The 24,745-nt window shown below is 64.5% G+C and carries 24 protein-coding genes; 7 read left to right on the top strand and 17 right to left on the bottom strand.

The genetic code is table 11. The features are described 5' to 3' along the window. Window positions 1–23 precede the first annotated feature (23 nt). Entirely contained in the window at window positions 24–1,160 is a 1,137-nt protein-coding gene (locus tag NA11_RS01205; protein ID WP_141717317.1) for a S1 family peptidase, read from the top strand. Between the two features lie 31 nt (window positions 1,161–1,191). Here NA11_RS01205 and NA11_RS01200 read toward each other — a convergent pair whose 3' ends face one another. The 16 genes from NA11_RS01200 to NA11_RS01135 form a co-directional block, all read right to left on the bottom strand. Beyond that, on the bottom strand, window positions 1,192–2,979 hold the full coding sequence (locus tag NA11_RS01200; RefSeq protein ID WP_141717316.1) for a hypothetical protein: 1,788 nt from the start codon (window positions 2,977–2,979) through the stop codon (window positions 1,192–1,194). 109 nt (window positions 2,980–3,088) lie between these two features. Next, window positions 3,089–3,700: a hypothetical protein gene (locus NA11_RS01195; protein WP_069159814.1), complete on the bottom strand. Its 612-nt coding sequence runs from the start codon at window positions 3,698–3,700 to the stop codon at window positions 3,089–3,091. Window positions 3,701–3,703: 3 nt separating this feature from the next. Beyond that, window positions 3,704–7,648, bottom strand: coding sequence for a LamG-like jellyroll fold domain-containing protein (locus tag NA11_RS01190; protein ID WP_069159813.1), 3,945 nt, complete (start codon window positions 7,646–7,648; stop codon window positions 3,704–3,706). Further along, a complete protein-coding gene (locus NA11_RS01185; protein ID WP_069159812.1) occupies window positions 7,645–8,946 on the bottom strand; it encodes a baseplate J/gp47 family protein in 1,302 nt (433 codons plus the stop codon). The genes NA11_RS01190 and NA11_RS01185 overlap by 4 nt, the downstream gene beginning before the upstream one ends. Then, window positions 8,943–9,341, bottom strand: a complete 399-nt coding sequence (locus NA11_RS01180; protein WP_141717315.1) for a contractile injection system sheath initiator — start codon at window positions 9,339–9,341, stop codon at window positions 8,943–8,945. Before NA11_RS01180 ends, NA11_RS01185 begins: the two co-directional genes overlap by 4 nt. A 13-nt stretch (window positions 9,342–9,354) precedes the next feature. Next, complete coding sequence (locus tag NA11_RS01175) at window positions 9,355–9,699, bottom strand: hypothetical protein (RefSeq protein WP_069159810.1); 345 nt, start codon at window positions 9,697–9,699, stop codon at window positions 9,355–9,357. Further along, window positions 9,699–11,357, bottom strand: coding sequence for a hypothetical protein (locus NA11_RS01170; RefSeq protein ID WP_069159809.1), 1,659 nt, complete (start codon window positions 11,355–11,357; stop codon window positions 9,699–9,701). Before NA11_RS01170 ends, NA11_RS01175 begins: the two co-directional genes overlap by 1 nt. Beyond that, entirely contained in the window at window positions 11,345–11,719 is a 375-nt protein-coding gene (locus NA11_RS01165; protein ID WP_069159808.1) for a hypothetical protein, read from the bottom strand. Before NA11_RS01165 ends, NA11_RS01170 begins: the two co-directional genes overlap by 13 nt. A gap of 37 nt (window positions 11,720–11,756) precedes the next feature. Then, a complete protein-coding gene (locus NA11_RS01160; RefSeq protein ID WP_069159914.1) occupies window positions 11,757–12,257 on the bottom strand; it encodes a hypothetical protein in 501 nt (166 codons plus the stop codon). 51 nt (window positions 12,258–12,308) lie between these two features. Then, a complete protein-coding gene (locus NA11_RS01155; RefSeq protein WP_069159807.1) occupies window positions 12,309–15,005 on the bottom strand; it encodes a hypothetical protein in 2,697 nt (898 codons plus the stop codon). Between the two features lie 46 nt (window positions 15,006–15,051). After that, window positions 15,052–16,707 carry a hypothetical protein gene (locus NA11_RS01150; protein ID WP_069159806.1) on the bottom strand — a complete coding sequence of 552 codons (1,656 nt, stop codon included), beginning with the start codon at window positions 16,705–16,707 and terminating at the stop codon, window positions 15,052–15,054. A 48-nt stretch (window positions 16,708–16,755) separates the two neighbouring features. Further along, complete coding sequence (locus NA11_RS45425; RefSeq protein WP_167837525.1) at window positions 16,756–16,926, bottom strand: hypothetical protein; 171 nt, start codon at window positions 16,924–16,926, stop codon at window positions 16,756–16,758. A gap of 3 nt (window positions 16,927–16,929) precedes the next feature. Then, on the bottom strand, window positions 16,930–17,319 hold the full coding sequence (locus NA11_RS01145; RefSeq protein ID WP_069159805.1) for a hypothetical protein: 390 nt from the start codon (window positions 17,317–17,319) through the stop codon (window positions 16,930–16,932). Between the two features lie 63 nt (window positions 17,320–17,382). Next, window positions 17,383–18,513, bottom strand: coding sequence for a hypothetical protein (locus NA11_RS01140; RefSeq protein ID WP_069159804.1), 1,131 nt, complete (start codon window positions 18,511–18,513; stop codon window positions 17,383–17,385). A 56-nt stretch (window positions 18,514–18,569) separates the two neighbouring features. After that, the gene (locus NA11_RS45420) at window positions 18,570–18,716 is read right to left on the bottom strand and encodes a hypothetical protein (protein WP_167837524.1); all 147 of its coding nucleotides are present in this window, start codon (window positions 18,714–18,716) and stop codon (window positions 18,570–18,572) included. A 32-nt stretch (window positions 18,717–18,748) separates the two neighbouring features. Continuing rightward, window positions 18,749–19,570, bottom strand: coding sequence for a hypothetical protein (locus NA11_RS01135; RefSeq protein WP_069159803.1), 822 nt, complete (start codon window positions 19,568–19,570; stop codon window positions 18,749–18,751). A 492-nt stretch (window positions 19,571–20,062) separates the two neighbouring features. Between NA11_RS01135 and NA11_RS01130 the strand changes: the two genes are divergently transcribed. Then, window positions 20,063–20,491: a hypothetical protein gene (locus NA11_RS01130; protein ID WP_069159802.1), complete on the top strand. Its 429-nt coding sequence runs from the start codon at window positions 20,063–20,065 to the stop codon at window positions 20,489–20,491. On the opposite strand, the gene NA11_RS01125 is transcribed toward NA11_RS01130, so the two are convergent. Beyond that, window positions 20,488–21,372 carry an NAD(P)H-binding protein gene (locus NA11_RS01125; protein WP_069159801.1) on the bottom strand — a complete coding sequence of 295 codons (885 nt, stop codon included), beginning with the start codon at window positions 21,370–21,372 and terminating at the stop codon, window positions 20,488–20,490. The two genes, NA11_RS01130 and NA11_RS01125, sit on opposite strands and share 4 nt — an antisense overlap. Window positions 21,373–21,585: 213 nt before the next feature. On the opposite strand from NA11_RS01125, the gene NA11_RS01120 reads away from it, so the two are divergent. The 5 genes from NA11_RS01120 to NA11_RS01100 all read left to right on the top strand — a co-directional run bounded on the left by NA11_RS01120 (window position 21,586) and on the right by NA11_RS01100 (window position 24,728). After that, window positions 21,586–21,936, top strand: a complete 351-nt coding sequence (locus NA11_RS01120) for a hypothetical protein (protein WP_069159800.1) — start codon at window positions 21,586–21,588, stop codon at window positions 21,934–21,936. After that, window positions 21,933–22,361 (top strand): MerR family transcriptional regulator, encoded by a 429-nt coding sequence (locus NA11_RS01115; RefSeq protein ID WP_069159799.1) that lies wholly within the window; start codon window positions 21,933–21,935, stop codon window positions 22,359–22,361. The genes NA11_RS01120 and NA11_RS01115 overlap by 4 nt, the downstream gene beginning before the upstream one ends. An 800-nt stretch (window positions 22,362–23,161) precedes the next feature. Next, a complete protein-coding gene (locus tag NA11_RS01110) occupies window positions 23,162–23,767 on the top strand; it encodes a transglycosylase SLT domain-containing protein (protein ID WP_069159798.1) in 606 nt (201 codons plus the stop codon). Between the two features lie 73 nt (window positions 23,768–23,840). Beyond that, window positions 23,841–24,155: a hypothetical protein gene (locus tag NA11_RS01105; RefSeq protein WP_069159797.1), complete on the top strand. Its 315-nt coding sequence runs from the start codon at window positions 23,841–23,843 to the stop codon at window positions 24,153–24,155. 84 nt (window positions 24,156–24,239) lie between these two features. After that, entirely contained in the window at window positions 24,240–24,728 is a 489-nt protein-coding gene (locus tag NA11_RS01100; protein ID WP_069159796.1) for a DnaJ family domain-containing protein, read from the top strand. The last annotated feature ends 17 nt before the right edge of the window (window positions 24,729–24,745 follow it).

The following is a 24,745-nucleotide window of genomic DNA, read 5'->3' as shown; positions in this document are numbered from 1 at the left end:
CGAGTTCATTGTCGGCTAGGTCAATGCCAATAAGCCTGCTTGCTGTCGCCACGTTTCTCGGCATCGGTGGTGCGCCCGCCCAAGCTGTCCCTGACGGCACAGAGCTGTCACCTGCGCTGGCTGCAGCCATTGTTCGGGATCTCGGGATCAGTCCCGCACAGTTCCTCGATCGAGCTGATCGCGCTCAGCAGTTGAGCGTCTTCGCCAATACTGCACGCGACCATTTTCCGGCGGCTTTCGCCGACGTCTGGCTCGACGACTCCGGCAGACCGGTCGTGGCAGTTCGGCCCGGTGTACAGGAGACCGGGCTGCGCGACGCGGCCAGAGCTGCCGGGTTCACCGCTACCATCACGACCGACACCCGTCCTGCGAAACAGACACGGCCACAGTCCATTTCCGGCGCATTCGGCGTGCCTGCGCGATCGCCTGCCGCCGTCGGTGATCGACCGATAATGGGCGGAGACCGCTACATCGTCCGCAAACGGTCGATGTTCGAATTCTGCTCGATGGGTTTCAACGCGACAGACGCGCAAGGCAACGCCGTCAACATCACCGCTGGGCACTGTGAAATCAACGGTCCTGCCGACGTATCGGCGGCGGAGTCGACGTTGTTGATGCACGTGCATGCCAGCGCAGACCAGTATCCCTTCGAAGGTTCGACCGACCAGCCGCTCGCCGAGACGCTGCTCGACACACTCACCCAGCGGCCGATCGAAAACGTCGCGGTCTTTGCGAAACCGGTTGATACCGACCATGATTACGCGATCGTCCGCCCAACCCACACCGTCACGCACCGATTCGAGAACAATCTCATCGGTGTCGCAGGCGCCGCAGCCGTCTCGATCGACGGCATCGCCGACCCGATCATCGGAGCACCGGTCTGCAAATCCGGCGCCACCACCGGATTCACCTGCGGCACCATCTCCACCGCCGACCAGAAAATGGACGTCGAGGTAATCCAGAACCACAACCTGTTCGCCACCACCCTTTTCGGACTCCCCGGAGACAGCGGAGGCCCAATCTTCAGCGGCACCAAAGCCATTGGAGTACTGACGGGCGCCTCGATAGCCACCTCCCCCTCCGAATCGTCACTCGTCTACGGCCTACCTGTCCGCATCGTCCTCGACGAGAACCCCGGCCTGCGCATCCGAACGCAGTAGGCGACCACCTGGACGGGCCGTCGGCGGATCCTCAGCGTTGAAGTTCGGCCAGCTGCCGTTCGGCGTCAGCCAGCTTCGGTCCGTAGGTCACGTGGTCGGTGTGATCGAGCACGGTGTAGATGTCGACGGCCTGCTGCGCCAACGGGATCGCCCTGGCCTTCTGCCCGGTGGCGACCAAGAACGGGACCGTGGGCGAGCTGATCCAGTCGGCCAGCGCCGGGCGGTAGGACGGGATCGTCGCAGCAAGCAGGCGCAGGTTCTCCACGGCGTCCACAGCGAGGGCGGCAGCCTTCTGTTGGAGTTCCTTCTTGCTCCAGAGCGCCTGCGCCACCACAATTTCCGACCAGGAGATCCGGAAAACGAGCTCGCTGTCACTCGGCGTCTCCGCAGCCAGTCGGCGATAGAGGGCGATGGCTTCGTCGCCGATGGCTTCGGCTCTGTCGAATCTCCCAACGGCCGCAACGAACGCGGTGGCTGGCCAGGTCGCGGTATCGGCGAAGACGCGCCGGTACGACGGTGCGCGCGCCACGAGCTGACGTAACCGGTCAGTACTGTCGACGGTCAGATCGGCGGCCTTCTCACGCAAGCCCTTGCTGGCCCACAAAGACTGCGCAACAACACTTTCCGACCACGCCACGCGGTACGCGAGTTCGTCGTCTTTCGGGCTCTCCGCGGCAAGTTGGCCGAACAGCCCGATGGCTTCGTCGCCGACCGCTTCCGCCTCCTGGAATCTGCCGACTTCCGCGAGAAATGGGGTAGTCGGCCAGGTATCCCAGTCGGCGAGCGTACGCCGGTAGCGCGGTGTCCGCGCGGCAAGGACACGCAGATCCGCCCTACCACCCATAGTTAGGTCCGCGGCTTTGCCACGGAGCCCTGGACTCGCCCAGAGTTGTTGCGCAAGAACGATTTGTGCCCAAGACACCTGGTAGGCCAGATTGTCATCGGCCGGTTTCTCGGCGGCGAGTCGTCGGAACACCGAAACACCCTCGTTGCCGATGGATTCCGCCTGCTCAAAGTGGCTCATGATGGCGAGAAATGCAGAGGCGGGCCACACGGCCCATTCGGCGAACGCGCCGCGGTAGAGCGAAGTCCGCGCGGCGAGACACCGGAGGTTGTCGAGGCCGTCAACTATGCAGGCGATCGCCTTCGCCCGCAGCTCCGGCTTGCCCCAGAGCCGCTGCGCGATGACGATGTGCGCCCACGAGACCTGGTAGGTCGCCGCAGCGTCGCCGGGACTCTCCGAGGCGAGGGCTCGGTAGATCGTGACAGCCTCGGCCCCAACGGTTTCCACCTGATCGTACCGGTCGACTTCGGTGAGGAGGAACGAGGCAGGGACGACGCACACGTCGGCGAGTTCTCTGCGGTACGACGGACTCCACGCCGCCAAGACGCGCAGATCGGCGAGTGCGGCGAGGACGAGATCGACGGCCTTCGGGCGCAACGCCGGCTTGATCCAGAAGGCATTCGCGATAACCCTTTCCGCCCAGGAGATCCCGAAGGCCAGGCCATCGTCATCCGGCCGCTCCGCCGCGAGCCGGCGGAACAGCGCGACGGATTCCGCGGCGAACGCCTGCGCCTGCTCCAGACGATCGGCGTCCACCAGGTAGTTCACCACCGGAGTCGCGCACCACTCCGCGAGTTGCCGCCGGTACGAAGGATTTTCGGTGCTGAGCTGACGGACGATGCCGATCGCTTCGAGTGCGCGATCGGCCGCCTCGTCCCTGGCCGGATTCGGCAGCGCGGCCAGCCGCGCCGCCTCATCGAATAGCGCCATGGCCTGCGCCATCCACTCCTCAGGTGTATGCCCAGTGGCGGTCATAACGTATCCACGGGCATCAGCTGCCCTGTTTGTCCCGTGCTGGATACGCTCGTTGCCTTACATGGTGACATTGGTCGGTCCTTCGTTCGAGGAGGCGGGCCTGCGGCGATCAACTGTCGGCAATGGTCACCCGCAGTGCTGAGACTCGAACGATCTCGCCAGTCGCGGAGCGGTTCCCTTCAGCCAGAACTACATAGGTGGAGTTGGGGTCGATCTGGACACGGTCGATCGACGCGGCAACAGTGATCACGTCATCGGTCGCGGCACCGTTGATATAGAGCTGGGCGAGTTTATCCGGCAAGGTCTTGGTTGGATCGACGCGGAAAAATTCGAAGCGCACGAATCCTGTCCCCTTGAAGCGGCCGACAGCCGTGAACGAGGTAATCAATCCGGCGGTAGGCATCGGTATATCGACAATGCCTTTCGACTGGGTCTCAGGGAATGGGATGTGCGAAGATCCGTCCCCGCCGATCCACCATTGCTTCTCGTTGCCGATCGGGCGGAGTATCGGACTCACCGACACTTGACTCGGCACGGGAGTGGCCACCTTGTTCAATGCGGCATTGACATCCTTGAACCGCTCACGAAGGGTATCGAGGTCTGCCTCCAATGCCTTGAATCGGACGTTGAATCCGTCTGGACCGTCGGCCTTCACCCGATCCTTCCGATCCCGCCAGGACCGATGCTCGAAGGTGCGTTTGAATTCGATGTTGAAAGCCATCGGTTAGTCCTTCTTGGTCAGTCGTGCGAGGTGACGTCCACGCAGGCGGTAAGTCGGGTAGGTGTAGTCGGGATATAGTTCGGATTGGTCGGGTTTGAGGTCGGGGACGTGGTTCCGGATATCGGCGACCTCGAATTCCACACCGATAGGGTGTAATTCGTTGAGCACGTTCATGATCAGCTCGTACTGCGTGCGCCCTACGATGACATTCGGGTCGGCGAGCAGCCGTGGGTCCAGGCTGACGTGCACCGTGTACGGCGCGTTGCCGTCGACGTGGGCACGAACTTGAATGTCAACGATGCCTGCCTTTTCCGCGGTGAGGACCGTGAGATCACCACCGTTACCGTCGAGGCGGGCAGCGGCTTTGTCGGCCACGCGCAGTGACCAGTCCCGCCGAATGCCACCCGGCGACAACAGCGGTGACAACAGCGGCCACAACGTTGTCACTGTGTGCCTGGCGTTGGAAATGACAGCAACGGCATCGGATTGGTCGTGCTCGACCCGGCCGCGTAGCGCCACCAAGATCTCCTGGCCCGACGGGACCGAGAGGGAAACCGGTATGCCCGGCACGGTCGTGGTGTTGACCAACTCACCAAGGATGGTCCTGCGCTCGATTCGCCGATTGGCGCCGCCCGCCAGGTACAACGCGCCGATCTTCTCGTCCAGGGAGATTCGGGTCGGCGACGCGTCGGTGTCCTTGGAGTTGCGGATCATGGTGCCGTTGGCCGAATCGACGATCGTCAGCTGGGTACCGCCTGCCATGTAGACATTCGAGCTGCCTGCGGCCAACGCTGTCGGCGGGAAGTCCAGCGCTACCGTCGACCGCCATGCATTGGTTTGTAGATCAACGCATCTCAGCACGCGATCCGCGCAGGCTACCCAGACGAGGTTCCCGGATGGGTTGACCGCCACCAGCTTTCCGGTATTCGGAGCCGGGATCTGTATCTGCTTGTCGATGGCGAGCAGACCGTTGGTCGCGATGGTGAATACCTTGGTCGGCATCAACACCACTACGCGCGGCTGGTTCAGGTGGCTGGCGATCGCAACCGGCGCCTCCGGCAACAGCACCGAACTCGTGACCGTTGCTCCGGTGGACACCGTGATCGCGGTGATCGTCCGGTTGGTCTCGCTGGCCGTGAACACCGTTTGGCCGTCGGCACTTACAGCAATACCGACCGGGTTCGGCCCCACCGACACGGTGGCGCGCAGGGCGCCCGTGTATTGATTGAGCAGCGAAACGGTCGAGGTGCCCTGGTTCACGACGCAGATGGTGTCGCGTGCCAGCACCGCATCGACCGGGTTGTCGAACCGAGGAAGTCCGATCGATGCCGTGGTGCCGACTGTCGCTTCGGCCGGTCCACTGACCGCCATGTGCGCGCCGGCCCGCTGTGCCACCCGCACGACCGCCCCGGTGTTCTGGACGTAGTCGAAGCCCGCGCAATGCGCTGCTGCGGCAAGCCTTTCCGCGGTCAGCTTGCTCCCCGCTGCGGGCGCGAGGGTGAACGCTCTGCCGATGCCGTCGAGGCCCGTGCCACCCTGGCTCCAGCCCGACACCAACCGGACCATCGCCGACTCCCGCCCGTACCGGAAGAGTGCGCTCAGCAGCCGTCCGAAGCACACAGCCATATTCGCCTGCATCCGGTTCGATCCCGGCACCGCGACCTGCAACATGGGATCGTTAATCGTGACCAGGTTGTCCAGCGAGAAGGCACTGTCCGCCGTGGCGCCCGCGATGGATTCGGTGACACCATAGGTCCCGTCCGCCGCGATCGTCTGCCCCGCCTGCACATCCAGCGGTCCGATGGTGAATCTGCGTGTCGCCGAGAAGGTTTTGTCCCCGAGGCGAGCCTCGAGTTTCACGGTGACCGCACCGGGCTGCGATCCCTTCAAAGCGACAGTTGTGGGATCAGCTGGGTCACTGATCAGCTCCGCCCGTCCCGGGCCTGCCTGCAATACCGACCAGCGCAACAGGCTGTCTTTCGGTGGCACCGGCGCGAGTCGCAGCGGCACCTGCTGGATCTCGGACAGATCCTTTCCATACCACTCCCCTTGCGGCCCAATAATTTCTATGGTCGACCGGTCTGCGATCGACACGTAGACGCCGACGTCGGCAACGTGGTGCACCCAGGAGAATCCCGCTCGATGCGCGAGTGCGGCCAACCGGTCCGCCGCTATTTGCCGATGGGTGACCAGCACCGCGCGGCCGACCGCACGAAGGTTCTTCGCCCTCGGGTCGTACATCGCAATATTCAGCCTGGCGTCGTCGAAACCCGGCTCCTGTCCGACGAGTTCGATCAGCTTGTCGAGGTATCGCACCATCGACTGTCGGATCCGCCGTTCGCCACCGACCGCGTCGACCGACGCGTTGACATAGCCGACCAGCAACCGCGGGTCGAACTGGTCGTCGGCGGGCGTGCCGCAGATCTGCTCTTCGGTGGTGTTGCTGCGGCCGCGCGCATCGACCTTTTCGCCGACCGGCAGTGTGGCAGGCCGAATCGTCAGCGTGTGCGCGCCGACCGGGGTGCGCACGAAGGCATCCGAGAGCGTGATCGGACGATCAATGCCCCCGATCTCACCGACGATGGAGTTCACCGCCTCGGCGATATTGGCGGGTGTCGGCAGATTCCAGCTCCGAAACAGCGTGAGCCGCTTGCGATACGACTCGTCGTCCTCGCCGAGGACCGGAGCGAACGATGGCTGCGCGTTCCCGGAGATCCGAACCTCGTCGAGGCTTCCGTAGAAGCCGATGCGGCTGTCGCCCGCCGGGCCGGTCGATCCGATACGCAGCGGCGAAGTACTGGTCAGCGCACCGAGATCGGCGGCGGTGCTTGCGACAAGTGTGCCGTCGACATAGAGCCGAGCCCGCTTGCGATAGCGATCGAATACCGCGGCGACATGCTGGTATCGGTCGGTGTCCAGCGAGACGCCCGCGTCCACCGTGACCGTCTTCGAGCCGTCGGACAGCAGCAGTCGGATATCGCGATCGCGTCCGCGGAAGTTCCCGATGGACAGCGACCATCCGGGCCCGGCGGGAGCGGTGATCTTGGACAGCACCGCGCCGGTCCACGGGCCGGGCGCGGGCCGGACGAAGCATTCCGCGGTGAAACTTGCGGAAAGGACAACGGGCAGCGCGAACACCGGGTCATCGTCGACGAGGATCTCGGATTGGCCGTCGGTGAATCCCATGCCGGAACCGAAGCGCCCATCGACGCCGGGCTCGCAGTTGGTCCTGGTGCCCGAGTGCCCCTTGCCCGCGTATGCCTTCGTCGCGTCCGCGACGGTCGTGGTGGTCGCGTCGTCATTGAGGTGATAGAGCGCGACGGTGTCCGGCGTGTACCCGTAAGGCAGCGGCGGAAAGCGCGGGATGTCGAGATCCGAACCGATCAGGTCCAACGACAGGCCGATCGCCTGGGCGACGGACTTCTGGCGTCGCGTCTGTTGCAGATGGGCTCCTAGAGTGTCTCGCTCACCACCGAGCACCCAGAGCAGCGCGGCAAGGTCGCCGAGCAGCGCGGTGAAGCGGAAGGTTTCACGCACCGAGGGCAGACCGTCGCCCTGAGTCGCGTGCAGGACGACGCGCTGCAGCACCGCCGCTGCCGCGTCTGCACCGAGCGGCACCAGCACCGAGGTACCTGCGAGGGTGCCTGATCGGAAGAAGCAAGTGGCGGAGGCTTGTTCACGACTGCCTGGCACGGAGTAATGCACCGTCATCGTGATATCGGTGTCGATGTTCTCCAACACTCTGACGATGTAGCGTGGGCGCGGTTCGGCACCGAAACGCGCACGGTGCTCGGCGAAGTCGTAGTCGACGAAGTAGCTGTAGGTACCCGCTTCGCCGCCAACGTATTCCAGGTCGAGGCGATCGGCGCCGGCGGCGAACGGCTGGGTGAGCGTGCCCGCCATTCGATCAACGGCAGCCGGATATGGCGGCAGTGGAAGGTCTTTCATCGATCGACCACCTGGATATCGATCAGGCGGCTGTTCTGCCGGAACTGCCCGATCTCCGCAGGGCCGAGCACCAGGTTCTCCCCGAACCCGATCTCGAGCGGTGCGGCGGAGGTCGCCGTGTCGGTCGCGTCCGCCGGGTAACGGCGTAGTCGCACGTCGCGGACGTCCACCACGCTGGTCTGTTCGACCAAGAGCCGCATGACTTGGGAGAACACCACGTCGCTGCCGAGCCGCAACGTGTCGAGGCTGTTGGACAACCGATCGAGAGCCGCCGCCCGCACCGAGTTCGGGTCCTGCCCGCGCTCGACGACGAGGGTGGCGCGCACACCGACGTCGACGTGGTTGGCCCTGATGATGTTCGGGTAGATGCCGATCGGGCGAACCCGATCTATCTGAGCCTTCACCTGTTCGTAGATGCCGGTGACGGTGCCGGTGGTCCGCCACGGCCTAGCCAGTTCGTGCGCGACGACCACATCGAAGAAATACGGTTCGCCGAAGCGACGGTCGGCGCTGAATGACCGGTCGCCGAAGTTGAAGGTGTCGAAAATGCTTTGCGTGGTGTCGACGCCGCCGAGCGGATCCGACAGCAGCACATCGGTCACCCCGCGGACACGAAGCACGGCAGCGCGGGCGCTCTGCAGCGTCCACATATCCCGGGGGAAGCCGAGTTGCCTTGCGCGGTAAGCGTTGTCGTCCTCCCGCAGTTCACCGCCGCTGAATGCGTTCCGGTTGGTCGCGGTGACCGTGACGGCCGGTCCGAATTTCGGTAGGGTGTGCAGGAATTCAGGGTCGACCTGTGCGAGACGGTCCGGCCCGATATCGGACTCATGTCCGGGGACGAAAGCGCGCAGCCGCACGGTCGCGGTCGGTGCCTCGAAGGTCAGTACCACCGGAGCCGTCGTATGGAAGGCCGTCGTATACGGCGCGGGGTACTTGTCGAGCACCACTGTGCCCTCCGGTAGGAGATACTCGACGCCCGGCTCAGCGCAGACGATTTTCAGCTCCGCGTCGCCTTCAGCGAACAGGTAACGCCGTGGCAGGCCGATATCTTCGCCGAGCCGATTCAGTGCTTCACCCGATGCGGTGGAAGCGAATTGGCTGTAGTAGACATCCTCCAACCGCTGCCAGAGCATGGCGTCCTCGTCGGCGGTGGCCTGGAGAAGTTTGGTGAGCACGCTGGTGCCTGCGAGATCGATATCGGGGCCGAATGCGTCGAGTGCCCGCTGCTGCGCGGACTTCAGGATTTCGGTGAAACCCTTGAGGACGAATCCGTCCTTGGTGACGCCGTATTGAGTCATGACGGTGCTCCTACGGTGGTGGTCAGCACCGCGGGGGTGCCGTCGCTGGTCGTGATGGACACGTCGACCCGCCAAGTTCGGTGACGCGGGTCGGTGCCCGCGTCGACGATCTCGATGTCGCGGATGTCCTGGACCCGCGGATCGGTGCCGATGGTGCGGACAAGGTTGAGGCGCACTAGATCTCGCATTTCCTGGGCGGAGACCGGCGCGGTGAAGACGGCGCCGTAGTCGAAGCCGTAGCGGGTGTCGTAGCGGTCGGTGCCGAGCGGGGTCAGCACGCGGATCTGTAGGGCCTGGGCGAGATTGGGCAGTCCGGTGACGAGCTCGAGTTCACCCTTGGTCAACACGAGATCGCCGTGCTCCAGCCGAATTCCCTTGGCGTTTGCCGATGGCATGAATATCCCCTCCTTACTCTCTGACGTGGAGAATGGACTGGCCCGCGTCCACCTTGATCAAGGTGCCCGCAAGCGTGATCGTCGCGGCGATAGTCGCGAGAACGACAGGTTCGTTGTTGACCTTCAACACCGTCGATGCTCCGGCGGTGAGAATGAACTTCGTGCATAGTCCGCCTGCCGAGTCCGGGTTCGCGCACTGGAAACCCGGTGACAGAAAGCTGGACTCCAACAAGACCGGCTTACCTTTTACCTTCAGCACCGCTTCAGATGTCACACCGATCGCGGCGTGGCCGGGCAAGGGAGGTGCCGCAGCTGGGCCACACCGCAGTTTCGCTGCGGTGGTGAGTACGTCCTCCATCAGCCCACATCCACCGATTTGGCCGTCAGATTGATCTTGTCTGCCTTCATCGTGATCTCACTACCGCTGAGGACAATCGACGCCGCCCCGTTGTCGAGCTTGATGTCCTTACCCGCGGTGTTCACGCCGACCGAACCGTCCTCAGCGATGGTGATCGTTGTGCCCTTGCCGTGCTTGATGGTCAGGGTCTGAGCCCCTGCCGGCTTCGGCCGGACACCGACCTCGGGCAGCACTTCCGTGCCGACCTGGATGTCGAGCCCCATCGCCTGGATAACCCGGTGCCCGGCCGCATCCGTGAGGTCGTTGACCGTCTTGCCGGCAGGACGACCGTCGGACACCTTGGTGGGCAGACACAACCAGTAATCGCCGGGTTCGTTCGGTGGCGGTTCATGATTCGCGTGCCGGGACCACAGAAAACCGCCCGCAACGGCGTCGTTGATCTGGCCTGTGTTGTGCAGCAACAGGGCGCGCATCCCCGGATACACCGGGACCATCAATCCCGTTCTGTCCCAGGCGAATATCGAGGACACCGGCTTGTCGTGCAGCTGCAGATCGCTGCCGACCGGATCGTCGACGCTGGAGGCCGCGCGGCGCTGCCCGTAGTGCATGGTGGCACGGTGTCCGCCGTTCTCGCCCGTACCGGACTTGCGGTAGGAGGTGACTTCACCGATGTCGACCGACGGATGATCCTCGAGCAGTGCGCGTGTCATCGCATGCATGCCGTCTGCGACGGCGGGCGCACCCGTCTGCGCTTCCGCTGGAATCGGCCCGCTGGTGTCGAACACGGTCACGTCGCACGTGTAACCGCTGTGCAGGCTGAACGAATGGTGCACGGATTCGATCCGCAGCGTGCGGGATTCGTTGCCCTCGAGCTCGACCTTCGCGCCGATTTGCAGTGCGGGATCGCCGAGCACCGTCATCTCGTACCGGGTCGTTGTGCCTGATCCGGCCTGCGGATCAGGGGCTGCGCTGTCCCTGCGGCGCTTGCTGACGATGTTGGTGTCCGCCCGGAACCTGATCGGCGGTGCGGAATCGGCGGCCATCCCGAGTGTCGCGATCCCTGCTCGGACCGCCAGTGGCAGCTTCGCGCGGGTCGCCAGCTCGCCAAGCGCGCCGAGCGCCGTGCCGGCGGCGATGGTGAGATCCTTCTCGGCACCGGGGATTTCCGGATGCTTGATGGGGACCGTCACCGATTCTTTTATCTTCTCGATGACATCCTTGAAAGTGGATTCGCCCGATTTGTGATAGCGAAACTTCTTTTGCCGCAGCAGAAATCCTGCACGTTCGGTACCGGTGAGCAAAGTCTGCATACTGCCGTTCGCGGCCACCTCGTTGTGGATCTCGGTGACGGCCCCGAGTAGCACCGAGGCTTGTTGAGACGCTGGTTGATCGAAATAGCCCAGCTGGATCCGGACCAACAGCGGGGTGTCCGACCCGGCCCGCGACCGCGATTGCTCGGCCAGGCCGCGCGCTGCCTCCAACGGCAGATCCAACAGCCTGATCTGGAACGTGGACGGGTGCGGACCGAGGTTGCTCCTGGTCTCGATCTCCGCGTCGAGCAGTAGTTCGCCCTGCAACGCATCGTTGGAAACCCGCAGCAGCGCAGGCCCGTCCAGTGCCGTACGGAATTCGAGTCGGTACCAGATCACGAAGCCCATCGCAGCGCCACACCTCCCACCAGCTTCGACCCGAAGGCACCTGAGCCGTTGATATTCCGCGGATGCACCAGCAATTCGGTGAACTTCAGCGACAGTTCGTGCGCGTGATACTCCAGATTCGGCACGATCTTGCGGCGGAACAGGATTCGCGTCCCAGCAGACTCCTCGGCGGCGACCTCCAGCGCCAGGAAGGCTCCCGGTTTCGGTAATTCCAGTGGCTTCGTCGACCGCAACAGGCTCTCGTCGGTCACGTTGACGTAGGTCGACAGCACGTAGATGCGCTCGCCGAGCGCGATCCGGATGGCCTGCGGGAACCCTTGATCGGCGTCTATCGGGATGCGCAGGTATTGCGACGTGTTCATAGCTGTTGCCTCACAAGCAGTTTTGTTGTTGGTCCGGTCACAGCGGCACCGAGGGGACGGCAGGCAGCGCCGACGGCGAGGCGGCACCACCGAACATCGCGGTGCCCGCGGCGAGCGCGAGATCGGCGATCTCGCCCGCCAGCGCCGACGCCTTGCCACGCGGCACATGTTCGAGGCTGATGGAGACATCGATTGCGTTCCGCTTCTGCACGTTCTGGGTGAACCGCAAGTCCGTGATCTGCATGTCCAAGCTGATGGTCAGCCCACACACCACCGGAATACCGGTCACCGCAAGAGTTCTCGCAGTCGCGGCGACCAGCAGGCGGGAATTCAGTGCGAGCACCTCCAGCGACTTCTTCAACAACAGCCGTTCCCGTCCGAGCAGCATCGCCTCGATCGAGATGGCTTTGCGGGTCGGCGCGAGCGCCTGCGAAAACTTGCTGTCCGCGATCCGCTGGATCTGATAGCCCTCGGTCATCGTCAGGTTCTGCACGTACAGCAGGGGGACCGGACCGATCAGTACCGGTTGTGCCGTCATATGTCCGGCTCCTTTCTTGGTCGACATTGCTTGTGTTGCCGCGTAGTTCGATCACGGCCGATAGCTGATCCAGCGCGCGCGGGCCAGCACGTCCGGATCGAGGAACCCGTCGAGCACCCAGTCCAGGGCGGTCCGCTGCTCGACCGGCCAACCGCCGATCTCCAGCGCTTGGTCGGTGACATGGAAGGAACCTCGGCCGCGCGCACCCTCGACGTTGCGGCTATCCCATTGATTGGTGTGACGGGAGCCGAGGACCATGTCGGTGCCGCCCGACTTCGCGCTCGTGAGATGGGATATCTCCAGCTGCTTGGAGTTTTCGTTCCACACCACGGCATCGCCGAATTTTGCGTGCAGCCTTCCGGTCTCTTCGTCGAGCAGGAAGCGCAGCGGATGGTCCGGATTGTCGCGAAGAAACGTTTCGAATCTCCTGCGGAAGACCTGTGTATCGGTGATCTTCGCAATATCACCGAGCGCCGACGCGGGAATCGTCTCGCGCGGCTCGACGTACAGCGCGTGCTTCGCCGCGGCCTTGGCGCGTTCCAGCATGTCGGAATCGCCGAAGTCGAACGGATCATCCTTCGTCAACCGTTCCCAGAGTTGGTACTCCTTTTGCGGCCCATGGGATTTCCGCGCCTCCGCGACACGAGCGAGGAAGTGCTCGTATCGGGCGGTAGTCGTGCCGAACCGGTGCGCGGTAATGCGCACCACCGCAGGGCCCGCGTCGGCGACGAACTCCTCCGCGCCACGCGCCCTGGCCACCCGGATGAACGTCACCGCGTCCATAGTGGCTAGCCAGTCGGCCTCGAGCCGATCCGCAATCCGCAGCAGGACAGGCATTTCGGTGCCAGGTACGCCCCGCAGCAAGGCATTGACTGTCTCGGCCGACCACTCTGCTTTTGTGCCAACTACTTCCAGAATGTGGTTGGCGCCGGCCCAGACCTCGGCAAGCTCGGCCCTCGGGCCGACGGCCTGCTTGATCGTCTTCGCGACCTCCATCGCGTCTTGCAATCGTCGTGCGGCCGCCCGTTTTTCCTCGGTCGTGAGAAATCTGCCCAGATTCCTCGACAGCTTGGGCGCGTTGTCGAGGATCGCAGTCAGGTCGTGCTGATACCGCGCGGGCAACAGCTCGATGATTCGGCCGACCTCGCCGACGTCGCCCCATTTCAGCGCGGTGGCAAGCGCCTCGTACAACCGGACCCGGGTGGTCAGCGTCTTGAGCGTCGCGAGTGCCGCGGCTGCCGGCACACCGGCAAAGGCCGTGAGGACCTCCAGCACGATGTTGATGTGCACTGTTTGCGCCAGCGCATCAGTGACCGAGCTCTTGGCGCCGAGCAGCGCCTCGATGTGGCTGAGCCCCGCGAGCGCCGTGCTCCCCGCCGAGCCCGCATGCGCCAGCAGCGCGTGCACCTGGGCAAGGGCCTCGGGATCAGATCCCAAGGGCACGTTCGGCATACCCGGAATCGGAACCACCGGTATTGCACCGAATGCCCGGCACAGCAACCAGTAGAGCTCGAACATCTTGGGCACGATCTCCACGATCTGCAGTGGTAGCCGCGGCAGCTCACCGACACCGCCGGCGGTCCTGCGTCCCCAGTCGTAGCCACCGGAGAGGAATTGCTCGATATCGGGTATCAAGCGCGGGTTCTTCAGCATCTTGCCGAGGAGCTCCAGCAGCTGTTCGGGTGTCGGCGGCGTGACAGCGATATGCCTGCCGACCGCGAAGAGCAATTGGAAGGTCGGTTTGTCCGACTGGGAGAACAACTTCAGCAGCGTCCCGTCGGCGGCCAGCGGTAGGAGTAGGGCATCGAGTTCCCACTTCGACGGGCACGACGCCAGCAGTTCGACGATGGCGGCGCCGAGCTGTTCGCTGTCCACATCCTTCACAGCCCGTCTGCTGACCCGCATCAACGCGTGCAGATACCGGGCGCGATCCGCAGCGGTCATCGTCTTGTACAGCGAACGGTCCAGTGTCACAAGGAAATGTGCGATAGCGAGGTCATCGGGGTATTCGTAGGTGAGCGCCTCGATCACCCGTGCGGCGTCCGCGCGATCGAGAGCACCCGGGTTGCTCGGATCGGCCAGCCAGGCGTCGATGTTCTCACCGGCCCACTCGGTCGGCGAGTCCGCGAATTCCTTGCGGTACAGCCGATGCCCGTCGGCGGTGGCGACGATCAGCGGCTGCAGACCTGGATCGGTGACCAATCGGCCACCCGCGGCGGGCACCCTCGTCGGCGCTTCCCCGTGGCCGGGCTGGTTGCTGATCGCTGGCACGAACCCGCCGAAATCTTTCTCGCGCAATGGTTCCGCGAGTGGACGGACGAGCAATCGGTCCGGCGTACTCGAGCGCGTGAGCACCGCGTAACCGCGATCGCCGAACAGGTATCGACCCCAGTTCACCGCGCGCACCGGATCCCCGGTCTCCACCTCGAGGTGCCCGCTCGCCTGTATCCAATGCGGAAATACCTTGCCGATGTCGATGACCGGAGAACTAGGGGTCGGTCCGATCCGCAAGATATCGCCGTCGAGCAGACGCCATTCCCGCTCGGGCTTCAGCGGCCCCTCGGCAGCGATCTCGTCCAAGGTCGGTGGATAGTGCGGTACCGGTGACCGCAGGTCGTCACGGCACTCCAGGATCGCCTGGCTGATACCACGCCGGATTGCCGTTTCGATGGCGCGCCGGTTTTCCGCCGCAAGCGTGCCGGTGAAGCTGACCGGCATGTCGCCGAACGGTACTATGTTGTCGGGCATCGGAATTCACGCTCTGTTTCTCGGTCCGCATGGCAGTGGGCGCCTCTCATGCCGTCGGGCCTTCGAACGACAGCATGGACTCGACGGCACCATCGCTGACATCCACGTCGATGATCCTGTTGATATCGGGCGGCCTGAATCCTTGTGGCGCATCGGTTGTCGACTCGACAGACCATCGGCCATCGGGGCCTTTTCGGTAGGTTACGAAGACATCCAGCGTGCGGGAGAACGCCGGGGATCGGTTCGCGGTCTGCCATGCGAACGAGAGCGAATCACCGATCTTCTTTGCCTCGGTTGTTCGCCGAATATGCTGTCGCCAGACCGGGATATCGGCGGCCTCGGGTGCCTGGACATTCGTCTCGAACCCATCGAAGCGGAAGAAGCTGCCCAGCCTGATATACCAGGGTTCTACAGCATAGGCAGCCGAACCGACCGGCGCATAGCCCTGCTGATTCTGCTGATCCTCGCGCCGGTTTTCGCGCCCGATCTCGCCTGCCTTCCCGAGGGCCAGACCGCCTAGGCCAAGTGCTGTTCCCTTTGCGGTCCCCATCCACGGCTTCGGTACTGGTTTCGGTACTGATGGCGACTTGGGCCAGTTGTAAGTGAACTTGATTTTGTTCAGCTCACAGATCACTCGGACTTCTTGTTCCAGCTCAGCGCTCTGTGCTGCGGTCGGCTCGCGTGCGAGTTCGACGTGCAAGATCCTTTCGTCGGGATTTCCGACGTACTCGACGCGGCGCACTTCCTTTCCCTGGATCCGGCTCCGCGACACTCCTCTGTCATCGGTCGCAACCAGCTTGTCGATTCCCTTTTGCAACTCACGTTTGATGGCACCGGGCACCTGATATCCCGGCGTGCTGTTCTCCAGGGTCTTGACCTGAATTACTCTGCCGCCCTCCACCCGGAAACTGTCTTGCGACAACGGCAGCTTCTGCCCGCCGACCTTCTGTATGCCCGTCAGCGGCGTCCGCTTCCCGCCCTCGATGAAGTCGATGCCGCCGAAGTCCTTCGGCATCTCGGTCGCGTCCGGGTAGTACCGCTGGCCGACCAAGGATTCGCCGCCAAGTCCACGTTGGTTGGCCCCGCCGAACCAGTTGATCGGGAGATCGTGAGACGGCGAGGAGGCCACGGCCTGCGTCGGTCCGGACGCATACTGTGCAAGCAGACGAACTACGGCAAGCTCGCCGACAATCCGGCGCTCCTTGTCGGCTAGCTCAGCGAGGAAATCGGGTGAGCGGACACCGATTTCGGCCGTCTGTTGTTTTCGATTGTCCTTAAGACGTGCTTCGAGCGTTACGGCGAGCGAGGTAAGCAGGCTTCGCTTTTCGGCCTCGAGCTCGGCGAGCATCGCGGGCGATCGCACACCGATTCCGGTCGCCAAGTCTTTGTCGACCCGCGCCAGGCGTTGCCGAATACCTTGTTCGGCAGCGCTGTCATCGAGATCCACCGCCCCGGCGGGTATGCCGAACCCGACAATCGGTTTGGCAACGGCGGGCGAATGTTCGGGGGTGGCTCGCTGGGCAGCGCGCAGTTGCTTGCCGACCGCGCGCGCCACCGATGCGGTCAGCTTGTCCAGGTCCGCGCTGGAGGGAGTTCCGATTATCCGCACCTTGATGGGGATTGCACGCTTGCCCTCGGTTCGAGCATCGGCTGGCAGCCGTTCCTGCGGCTGCACCTCGGATGACTGCTCGTTCGTTGGCATGTGTTGTCCTCCTTCCATTTTCGTGAACCTGGACCAGCCGAGTGGCCGTCAGCTGCGGTTGCGCAGCGTCGTATGCAGTTGGTCGAAGACGTATTTCGCGACTTGGCGCAGCTGCTCTTCGCCCAGCTCACCGACGACCTCCACCTCCACCGGAAAGTGGTAGGTAGGTTCGCCTTGCTGATCCTGGGCCGGTTCGGACCAGGACTGCTCGGAAGGCACGGCCTACTCGATTCCCGGCTGCAGGCACAGGCAGGAGAAGGTCGCCTGCGGGACGCCGTCGATGACGACGTTGCTCGGGTTGGCCGAGGTGATGATGCAACGGCCGAACTTGAGCGCCTTGAAAGACCAGTCGGTGCCGGTCTTTTCGGCGACCGCGATGTCGAATTCCTTACCGGTGACGGCGAGCTGGGTCAGGTCGGCGACCACGGCGGCGAAGGCCTGCACGGTCATGGTGAAGGTGAAGGTCTGCGGTTGACGGACGTAGCCGAGGTTGTCGGCTTCGACGCTGTGCACGACGGTGTGCGGGACGTTGAAGGTCGGGGTGAACTGGGAGATCGGGCTGATCACCGTGCTGCCCAGTCGCACTTCGAGTCGGGTATTCCAGTTGGCCATATCCTCTGTCCTCAAAGGTGTTGTGTCCGGCGACCATTGGGGTCGCCGGGCCCGGCGTTGGGCCTAGTTGAACTTCAGGTTGATGTTGATGCGGTGCATCGCGCCCGCGTATTCGACGCTGACCAGCACCTGCGCGACGCGGTTCTCGTGCGCGTCCTTGACCGCCCTGATCTGGGTGTCGGTGAGCGTTGCCGGATCGGCGTCGAGCAGGTTGAGCACCGGGATGTTGAGCCGGAAGCCCTCCAGGACGCCGGCGGCGACCAAGGGGTTGAGTTCGGATTCGAGCGTGACGATCAACGCCCGCAGGCCGGAACGGCTGATCCGCAGGTTGCCGATCGACCCGATCAGGCGCGCCTTCAGCTTGAAGGTGATGTCGTCGATCGTGCGCTGCACGTCGATGAACTTGATCTGGCCGGTGGGATTGGCGTTGTAGCCCTCGCCGAGATAGGTGCCGGAGCCGGGAAGGAGCGCCGGGGAGGTGAGCCAGACGACGCCTGCGCCGCCGACGAGCGGCTTCGGTGAGTCCTCGACCTCCTCACCGTTGAGCGCGTCGATCTGCGTGGCGGTGAACGAGGTGTTGGTGATCGAGACCGGCTTCAGGATCATCGAGGTGTGCGGCGGGTACCCGGCAATGGTGGCGGCGACCGCGGCGGCGGCATCGTCGTCGCTCTGGTGCGCGACGTACACCATGCGGTCACTGACCAGGTCGCCGTTGACCACCTTTGGATCGGCCAAGCCCTTCTCCAGCATCGCGACACCCATGCGCTCGTTGCCGTCTCCCCGGAGGGACACCGAGTTGACATGCGTGACAAGGGATCTGATCGCCGCGACCTGAACCTTCTTCGGGTCGCTGTCGCCGGGCACGCTCAACGACGTATTGGCGAGCACGACGAACTGCACGTTCAAACCCTCGGCAGCGGTGAGGCTGGCGGCCACGGTGCCCTGCCGGATGCCCCAGATCCGGCGCGGTCCCGGGGTCTGCCGCATGGCGGTGGTCAGCGCCTTTGTCAACACTGACGGCGCCTTGAGGTCCGCGCTGAAGGTCTTCAACGCCTGATCCGGCGTCGCCACCTCGACGGCGGCGTCCGCGACTCCCCACGTCGCGTCGCCGATCACGACCAGGTTTCCGGTCGGCCGGATGACGGGCGAGAAGTTGTCGAGTTGGGTTTTCACCCGTACGTAATGCAGTGGCATGGATATCTCCTCCTAATGTGAGAGCTGGTTGCGTGGAATTCGGTGGCGCACGGTGATCACGGCTGGTGGAACTGGGCGCGCAGCTTCGCGCGGAATTCCTCGATCTCCTCGCGCGACAACGCGATTGGCGTTTCCGCCTGGTCGGTCGGCTGCTCGGCCTGCTCGACCGGCACGGCGTCGGCAGGGGTTCGGCGTTGGGTCATGGTGCTCTCCTTGTGCTGTTTCGTCGCTCGGCTCAGAGGAAGACCGCGAGCGTGTGTTGATCAGCGAAGAACGCGCTGATCTGTTCCTTGGTGAATCCGCTGTCCGCGACCTTCGCGGCGGGAAAAACCACCAAAGGGGCTAGGTGTGCGGTGGTTTCGGCAAAATCGCCGTCGGTGCGCTCGTCGACCACCGGGCCCTGGGCCGCGACCATCTGACGGACCTCACGCAGCGCGTCCGCGATGGCGATGTCGTTGCGGATCAGCACGCCGACCCGCAACGGCAGGCGTCGCGAGCTCGCCGGATCGGCCGGATCGAAAGCCCGCGCAGGCTTCAGCTTGGCTTCGGTGAGCACGTATCGGAACGCGCGCCGCAGGTCCTCCACAGTGGTCAACCGGTTCTCCCGCATGAAGGCGTCCAGGTCGAGGTAGCGGAATCGCTGGCGGAACTCGTCCAGGGTCCGGAAGCCGCGGATCTCGGTGCTGCGCAACGATTCCAGTCCGCCGGTGTCGACCTCGAGCAGCACGGTGACCGACAGTTCGGCGACCACGTCGATCCACCGGGGAGTGGCGCCGTCGCTGCCGACGATGTCGATATCGGTGCGCAGGTGCGTTGGCATGGTCTGGGTCCAGTTCCCGGTGCGGCGCACGATCGGGTACAGCGGCCGTTCGCATTCGACGGCCAGCACATCCACCGCCGTGATGTCGTGCAGCACGGCGTGTGGCAAGTGATAGGCCGCCGCGAGCAGCGTGCGGATTCTGCTGCGGCCCGCATCGCCACTCACCGGGAAGACGACGTCGTGGACGCCTGTGGCATTCGCAAGGCGCAGGAGCGCGGTGTCTACCGGATCACCCACGGGTAAACCTCTCGATCGGTTCGGATTGGTCGGCCGCCGAAGTGCGGCAAATGCCGTGCCCGCCAATGGCTTCGCCCGACGATGCGGAGCGCGAAGGCCGTCGGGATACACCCGAGAAGATGGGCGGAAAAGAGCGAAGCTCCGAGTCCGTTGCCGGATCGGAGCTTCGAGGTCAAGATCGCCGAAGTTACTGGGAGAGTGGAGGTTTCACAGCAACTCAGCGGGTGAAGGCGCAGCTGTGGCGCTGCAGAAATCATCACTTAAGGCCTGGAGCGTTGTCAACGCCCGGTATCGACTCAGCGCCGCGTCTCACCGAACCTCGGCGTGCGGGCCGCTCGGCACGCGCTTCGGACCAGCGCGGCAGACTTCGGTGTTACCGACATGTCTCACCGATCGATCGGTCCGCCGGCGTTCCTAGTGCGCTAACACACACTTCGAATAGTCTCCCGGAAGATCGCCATCCACCCACCACGACCGTCGAGAGGACCCACCATGAGCGCCGGAACTGCCGTGCTGACCGCTGCAACGTTCGTCTGGCTCGGAATGGTGCTGGCGATTTCGTTCCTCGAGGCGCCGCTGAAGTTTCGGGCACCCGATGTCACGCTGCGGATCGGGCTCGGGATCGGACGGATCGTTTTCCGGGCGCTCAATGCCGCCGAAGCCGTTCTCGGCGTTGCCATTCTGGTTGCTGCGGTGCTCGATCCGCCTGCGGCGCGGGTCATCGGTGCCGCAGGTGTGACGATCGGGCTGCTGATCGCGCAGGTGGTGCTGGTGCGGCCGGTGTTGACGCGGCGGACCGATGCGGTGCTCGCCGGGCAGGAGGCACCGCAGTCGCATGCGCATTACGCGTACATCGCGCTGGAGCTGGCCAAGGTCGTCACGTTGCTGGTCACCGGGAGCCTTGCGCTCAGCGCGAGCTAGGTGCTCGACTTCTGCAGGTCGGTCAACGTTTCCCATTCGGCGGCAATGGAATCCGCGATCGGGGTAGTCGGATGGCCGATCAGACGGCTCAATTCGCCCGTGACGGTGGCTAGTTGGCCGCGAGCAATGGCATCGTCGGCGTCGGCTACCGCGGCCGCCTCGGCCGGCGGGACACCTGCGTCGACCATGAGCCTGGTGTAGTCGGCGACAGAGAGGTTGGTGTAGGCGATGCTGCGGCCGGTTCGGCGGGAGACCTCGGCGGCGTAGTCGGGCATGGTCCACGCTGTGTCGCCGGACAATTCGTAGGTCATGCCCTCGTTGCCCTCGGTGGTGAGCACGATCGCCGCGGCCTCGGCGTAGTCGGCGCGGGCGGCGGTGGCCACCTTGCCCGCACCGGCGGCGCCGAAGACGGAGTCGGCTGCCAATGTCCAATCGAGGTGGCCGGTGTAATTCTCGTTGTACCAACCGTTTCGAAGCAATGCGTAGGGAACGGGCGCGGCGGTGACCAGCTGCTCGGTTTCGTTGTGCGGGTCGGCGATGTCGAAGGTTGCGGCGGGGCCGCCGAGGATGCTGGTGTAGGCGAGCAGCGACACCTCGGCCGCCGCGGCGGCGTCGATCACGGCGCGATGTTGATCGACGATGCCGGTCATCGAACTGGTCGAGATGAGCAGGACACGACCGCCGCGATGGAACGCGCCGCGCAGGGAGCCGGGGTCGTGATAGTCGGCCACGTGGATCTCGACGCCGCGGGCCGCGAGGTCGGCGATCTTCTCGGGGTTGCGAACGAGGGCACGCAGTCGGTGATCCGGCGCGCGCCGCAACAGGTCCTCGACCACCAGGCGGCCGAGTTTTCCTGCGGCTCCGGCAATCACGATCGTCATCACGGTCCTCCCTCGGTCGGCGCGGGCGTCACGGGCGTCCGCGAACTCAACTGTAGACAGCATTTGGGCGCTTGCGCAATGCATACGCCTAATGCTTTTGCATTAGACATCTGTTCTATTCGATCCACGTGACCGAGAACCCGACGCTGGCCGACGGGCAACAGCCCTTCGAGGCTTGCAATCGGTACCTGGGTACAGGCTTACCGTGGGGATATGACGATCCACAGCGCGTCAGGGAGCTGGGTTCCGGACGCTTGCACCTTGCCCACCGCGGCGCAGCCGTTGCGAGTGGCCGAATTCGACAGGTTCTTCGCCGCCTACGTCCTCCGGTCGACCCGACCGGAACGCACCCGGCTGGAGCTGCACATCCCCGTCGGCGCGATTGCACCCGGCAAGGATCTGGCGCGACGTGAAGTCGCGTGCTGCTCCTTCTTCACCTTCGACTTCGACCTCGACGCCTCCGGCCCCGTCCTGCGCATCGAGGTTCCGCCGACTCGCGTCGACGTCCTCGACGCCGTTCAGGATCGTGTGCAAATCGCTGTCGGACAAGGGGATTCACGATGAACGCCGAGCTGCGGACCGGTGCGGTCGCCGCAGCCGCCGGGGTGAATGTGCAGACGTTGCGGTACTACGAGCGACGCGGCCTGCTGCGCGATCCCGGCCGATCACCGGGCGGGCATCGGCTCTACCCGGCGGAGACGGTGACCACCCTGCGGATCATCAAGGCGGCACAACGCCTTGGTTTCACACTCGATGAGGTCGCGAACCTGCTCGCGGACAACCACTTTCGCAATGATCACGGCGGCCTGCACGCACGAGCAGGCGCAAAGCTCGCCGAGGTCGACGCCAAGATCGCCGAACTGAGCACGGTGCGCGACACTTTGCGCGCGGCACTGGCCGCCGGATGCGACGACCTGCTCACCTGTAGCGAAATCCCCGGCTGCCCACTGCCGTTCGGCGACCGCGAGGCGTCGACGGCCGGTCACTGACACAGCGCCGCCACGCGCGCTGGCCGCCACCAACGCCGACGCGGCCCCTCGGCACTGAGAGGCCGCGCCCAACGCAGGCTGCGCCATTGAAGGCTGCGCTTCGTCATCCGGCTGCCAATTCACACCCCACAGCTGAATTCGAAGCCAAATCACCTCGAGTATGGCCTGAGGGTCCGTGGCGAACCATCCGCCGAACGGCGGACAGCGAGCCAAGCACCCAATCCAGACCAACACCCCACCGTCACACGCAGGATCCGTGGCGTTAGCCGGAAATTTCTGTGACGTGTCGCACGTTCGGTTTAGCGGCAAACTCCCTGCACAGGTAACGAATCGGCATCTACCCGGGGGTAACTCCAAGATCGGTAGCACTGTTCGTTCAGTCTGTGTTTACCGTGCGTTAACCTACTGTGACCATTCTGCAATCAGGTCATAAAGCGACCTGGAGTTTGGTTACACCGAGGAGTTGTTCACACGCATTCGGAAAACGACCGCAATGGTAGGCCCAATGCCCACCGCGGTCGGCGGAGCGGGATCCGGCAACGGACCCGCGAACCCCAACTTTCCCAGTCTCTCCGCATTGAGGATGCGGAGTCCCGCGACATCGCGGCCGGGCTCGCAGTGAGCGCCCCGGCACCGCAGCCCTAGCGCGTCGCGTCCAGGGGACCAGCCCGTCCCCCACAACAAAAACCCACAACAGCACAACACACCGTCCGGCGAGCGCTCATCGCATTCGCCCTGGATCCGTGCTGCCTGCGCACGCCCGGATCACCCATGTCCCCGAGCAAGGAACTGATTACGCAATGCCTGACAGACGCTTTTCTACTCCCCGCCGCGCCTCGCTCCGCGAGGGTGTGACGATCGCGATCGCCGCAGCAGGCGTCGTGGCCGTAGCCGCCTCTTCCGCGGTGTCCGTCGCCGACGACCGCGTCCCGTCTCGCATCGCCATGGTCGCCGAACAGCTTCCGGCCGCCGCCCCCGTCGCCGCGGCCATGCCCGCGCCGATGCCTGCGCCGCTGGTCGTCCCCGCGCCGCTGCCCGTTCCCGCGCCCGAGCCGATCCCGGCGCCGATGCCTGCCCCGGCCTACCCGAACAACCTCGACGGCTGGATCCGCGAGGCACTCGACGTCATGCAGGCCAACAACATCCCCGGCAGCTACGAGGGCATCCGCCGCAACGTGATGCGCGAGTCCACCGGAAACCCGCAGGCGATCAACCTGTGGGACTCCAACGCCGCCAAAGGCATCCCGTCCAAGGGCCTGCTCCAGGTGATCGACCCGACCTTCCGCTCGTACCACGTCGAAGGCACCTCATGGGACATCTACGACCCGGTCGCCAACATCGTCGCCGCCTGCAACTACGCCGCGCACAACTACGGCTCGATGGACAACGTCAACAGCGCGTACTGAGCCCGACCCCCGCTGGCTTCGCCGGCTGCCTTCCCCTAGGGTCGTTCACCATCCGACCCTTTGGACTCCCGCGATGACCGATTACGCACACAGCGACATGGCGGCCAAGAGCCGCGCCGAGAAGGCCAAGCGTCTCGCGAGCTATATCTGGGACCTGGGCATCACCGGACCCGAGCTGCTGGCGATGCCAGCGGCGACACGGCGCAAGCTCGCCAGAGCAGCCGAAACGAATCCGCCGAGCACCGAGGAAACCTGGGGGACGGTCGCGGAGCTGCTCGCCGAGAAAGACGAGTGGGCCGCGCGTAACCCCGACCACCCCTCGGCCGGACGCAAGCACGTCGACGAGAAATTGATGTGGGTGAAGCCGCCGATCACACCGTGGTTGTGAGGCCGAAACCGTTGTAGCGCACCAGCTGCTGCGTCGCCGCGATCGGTAGGATGGTGGCATGCACCCGCCGTCGAGGATGACGCGATGACCGAGCGCAAACCACCGAGGCAGTCCTTCGAATCGTGGATCGACACGCAGATCCGCGAGGCGACCGAGCGCGGAGAATTCGAGAATCTGCCCGGTGCCGGTAAACCCATTCCCGCCAGCAACGACGACGAGAATTGGTGGCTGCGGGGCTACCTCCGTAAAGAAGGGGCGAGCGCAGCGGCGCTGCTCCCCCCGTCGCTGGTGCTACGGCGAGATATCGAGCGGCTGCTGGAGACCGTGCGCGGGTTGGGTTCGGAGCGATTGGTGCGCGACGAAGTGCGCGAGCTCAACAAGCGGGTGGTCGAGTGGTTGCGACTGCCGCACGGGCCGTACGTGCCCATCGCTCCGGTGAACGCGGACGAGATCGTCGCGCAGTGGCGGGCGGCGAGGCAACCGAAACGTCCTGCCATGCAGGCAGATACGCCGAAGGCGCCGAGAACAGCCAAGAGCCCCAGCTGGTTTCGGCGCCTCTTCCGCCGCCGCTGATCGACGCGCGCGAGCTG

It is taken from the genome of Nocardia altamirensis NBRC 108246 (assembly GCF_001612685.1).
GTDB lineage: Bacteria > Actinomycetota > Actinomycetes > Mycobacteriales > Mycobacteriaceae > Nocardia > Nocardia altamirensis.
The sequence above is the reverse complement of the archived record's forward strand: the minus strand, read 5'-3'. Positions and strand labels throughout refer to the sequence as shown.

Excerpts from the sequence above, each read along its gene's own strand:
- NA11_RS01205 (WP_141717317.1), top strand. The coding sequence starts at position 24 with ATGCCAATAAGCCTGCTTGCTGTCGCCACGTTTCTCGGCATCGGTGGT.
- NA11_RS01200 (WP_141717316.1), bottom strand. The coding sequence starts at position 2,979 with ATGACCGCCACTGGGCATACACCTGAGGAGTGGATGGCGCAGGCCATG.
- NA11_RS01195 (WP_069159814.1), bottom strand. The coding sequence starts at position 3,700 with ATGGCTTTCAACATCGAATTCAAACGCACCTTCGAGCATCGGTCCTGG.
- NA11_RS01190 (WP_069159813.1), bottom strand. The coding sequence starts at position 7,648 with ATGAAAGACCTTCCACTGCCGCCATATCCGGCTGCCGTTGATCGAATG.
- NA11_RS01185 (WP_069159812.1), bottom strand. The coding sequence starts at position 8,946 with ATGACTCAATACGGCGTCACCAAGGACGGATTCGTCCTCAAGGGTTTC.
- NA11_RS01180 (WP_141717315.1), bottom strand. The coding sequence starts at position 9,341 with ATGCCATCGGCAAACGCCAAGGGAATTCGGCTGGAGCACGGCGATCTC.
- NA11_RS01175 (WP_069159810.1), bottom strand. The coding sequence starts at position 9,699 with ATGGAGGACGTACTCACCACCGCAGCGAAACTGCGGTGTGGCCCAGCT.
- NA11_RS01170 (WP_069159809.1), bottom strand. The coding sequence starts at position 11,357 with ATGGGCTTCGTGATCTGGTACCGACTCGAATTCCGTACGGCACTGGAC.
- NA11_RS01165 (WP_069159808.1), bottom strand. The coding sequence starts at position 11,719 with ATGAACACGTCGCAATACCTGCGCATCCCGATAGACGCCGATCAAGGG.
- NA11_RS01160 (WP_069159914.1), bottom strand. The coding sequence starts at position 12,257 with ATGACGGCACAACCGGTACTGATCGGTCCGGTCCCCCTGCTGTACGTG.
- NA11_RS01155 (WP_069159807.1), bottom strand. The coding sequence starts at position 15,005 with ATGCCCGACAACATAGTACCGTTCGGCGACATGCCGGTCAGCTTCACC.
- NA11_RS01150 (WP_069159806.1), bottom strand. The coding sequence starts at position 16,707 with ATGCCAACGAACGAGCAGTCATCCGAGGTGCAGCCGCAGGAACGGCTG.
- NA11_RS01145 (WP_069159805.1), bottom strand. The coding sequence starts at position 17,319 with ATGGCCAACTGGAATACCCGACTCGAAGTGCGACTGGGCAGCACGGTG.
- NA11_RS01140 (WP_069159804.1), bottom strand. The coding sequence starts at position 18,513 with ATGCCACTGCATTACGTACGGGTGAAAACCCAACTCGACAACTTCTCG.
- NA11_RS45420 (WP_167837524.1), bottom strand. The coding sequence starts at position 18,716 with ATGACCCAACGCCGAACCCCTGCCGACGCCGTGCCGGTCGAGCAGGCC.
- NA11_RS01130 (WP_069159802.1), top strand. The coding sequence starts at position 20,063 with ATGAGCGCCGGAACTGCCGTGCTGACCGCTGCAACGTTCGTCTGGCTC.
- NA11_RS01125 (WP_069159801.1), bottom strand. The coding sequence starts at position 21,372 with ATGACGATCGTGATTGCCGGAGCCGCAGGAAAACTCGGCCGCCTGGTG.
- NA11_RS01120 (WP_069159800.1), top strand. The coding sequence starts at position 21,586 with ATGACGATCCACAGCGCGTCAGGGAGCTGGGTTCCGGACGCTTGCACC.
- NA11_RS01115 (WP_069159799.1), top strand. The coding sequence starts at position 21,933 with ATGAACGCCGAGCTGCGGACCGGTGCGGTCGCCGCAGCCGCCGGGGTG.
- NA11_RS01110 (WP_069159798.1), top strand. The coding sequence starts at position 23,162 with ATGCCTGACAGACGCTTTTCTACTCCCCGCCGCGCCTCGCTCCGCGAG.
- NA11_RS01105 (WP_069159797.1), top strand. The coding sequence starts at position 23,841 with ATGACCGATTACGCACACAGCGACATGGCGGCCAAGAGCCGCGCCGAG.
- NA11_RS01100 (WP_069159796.1), top strand. The coding sequence starts at position 24,240 with ATGACCGAGCGCAAACCACCGAGGCAGTCCTTCGAATCGTGGATCGAC.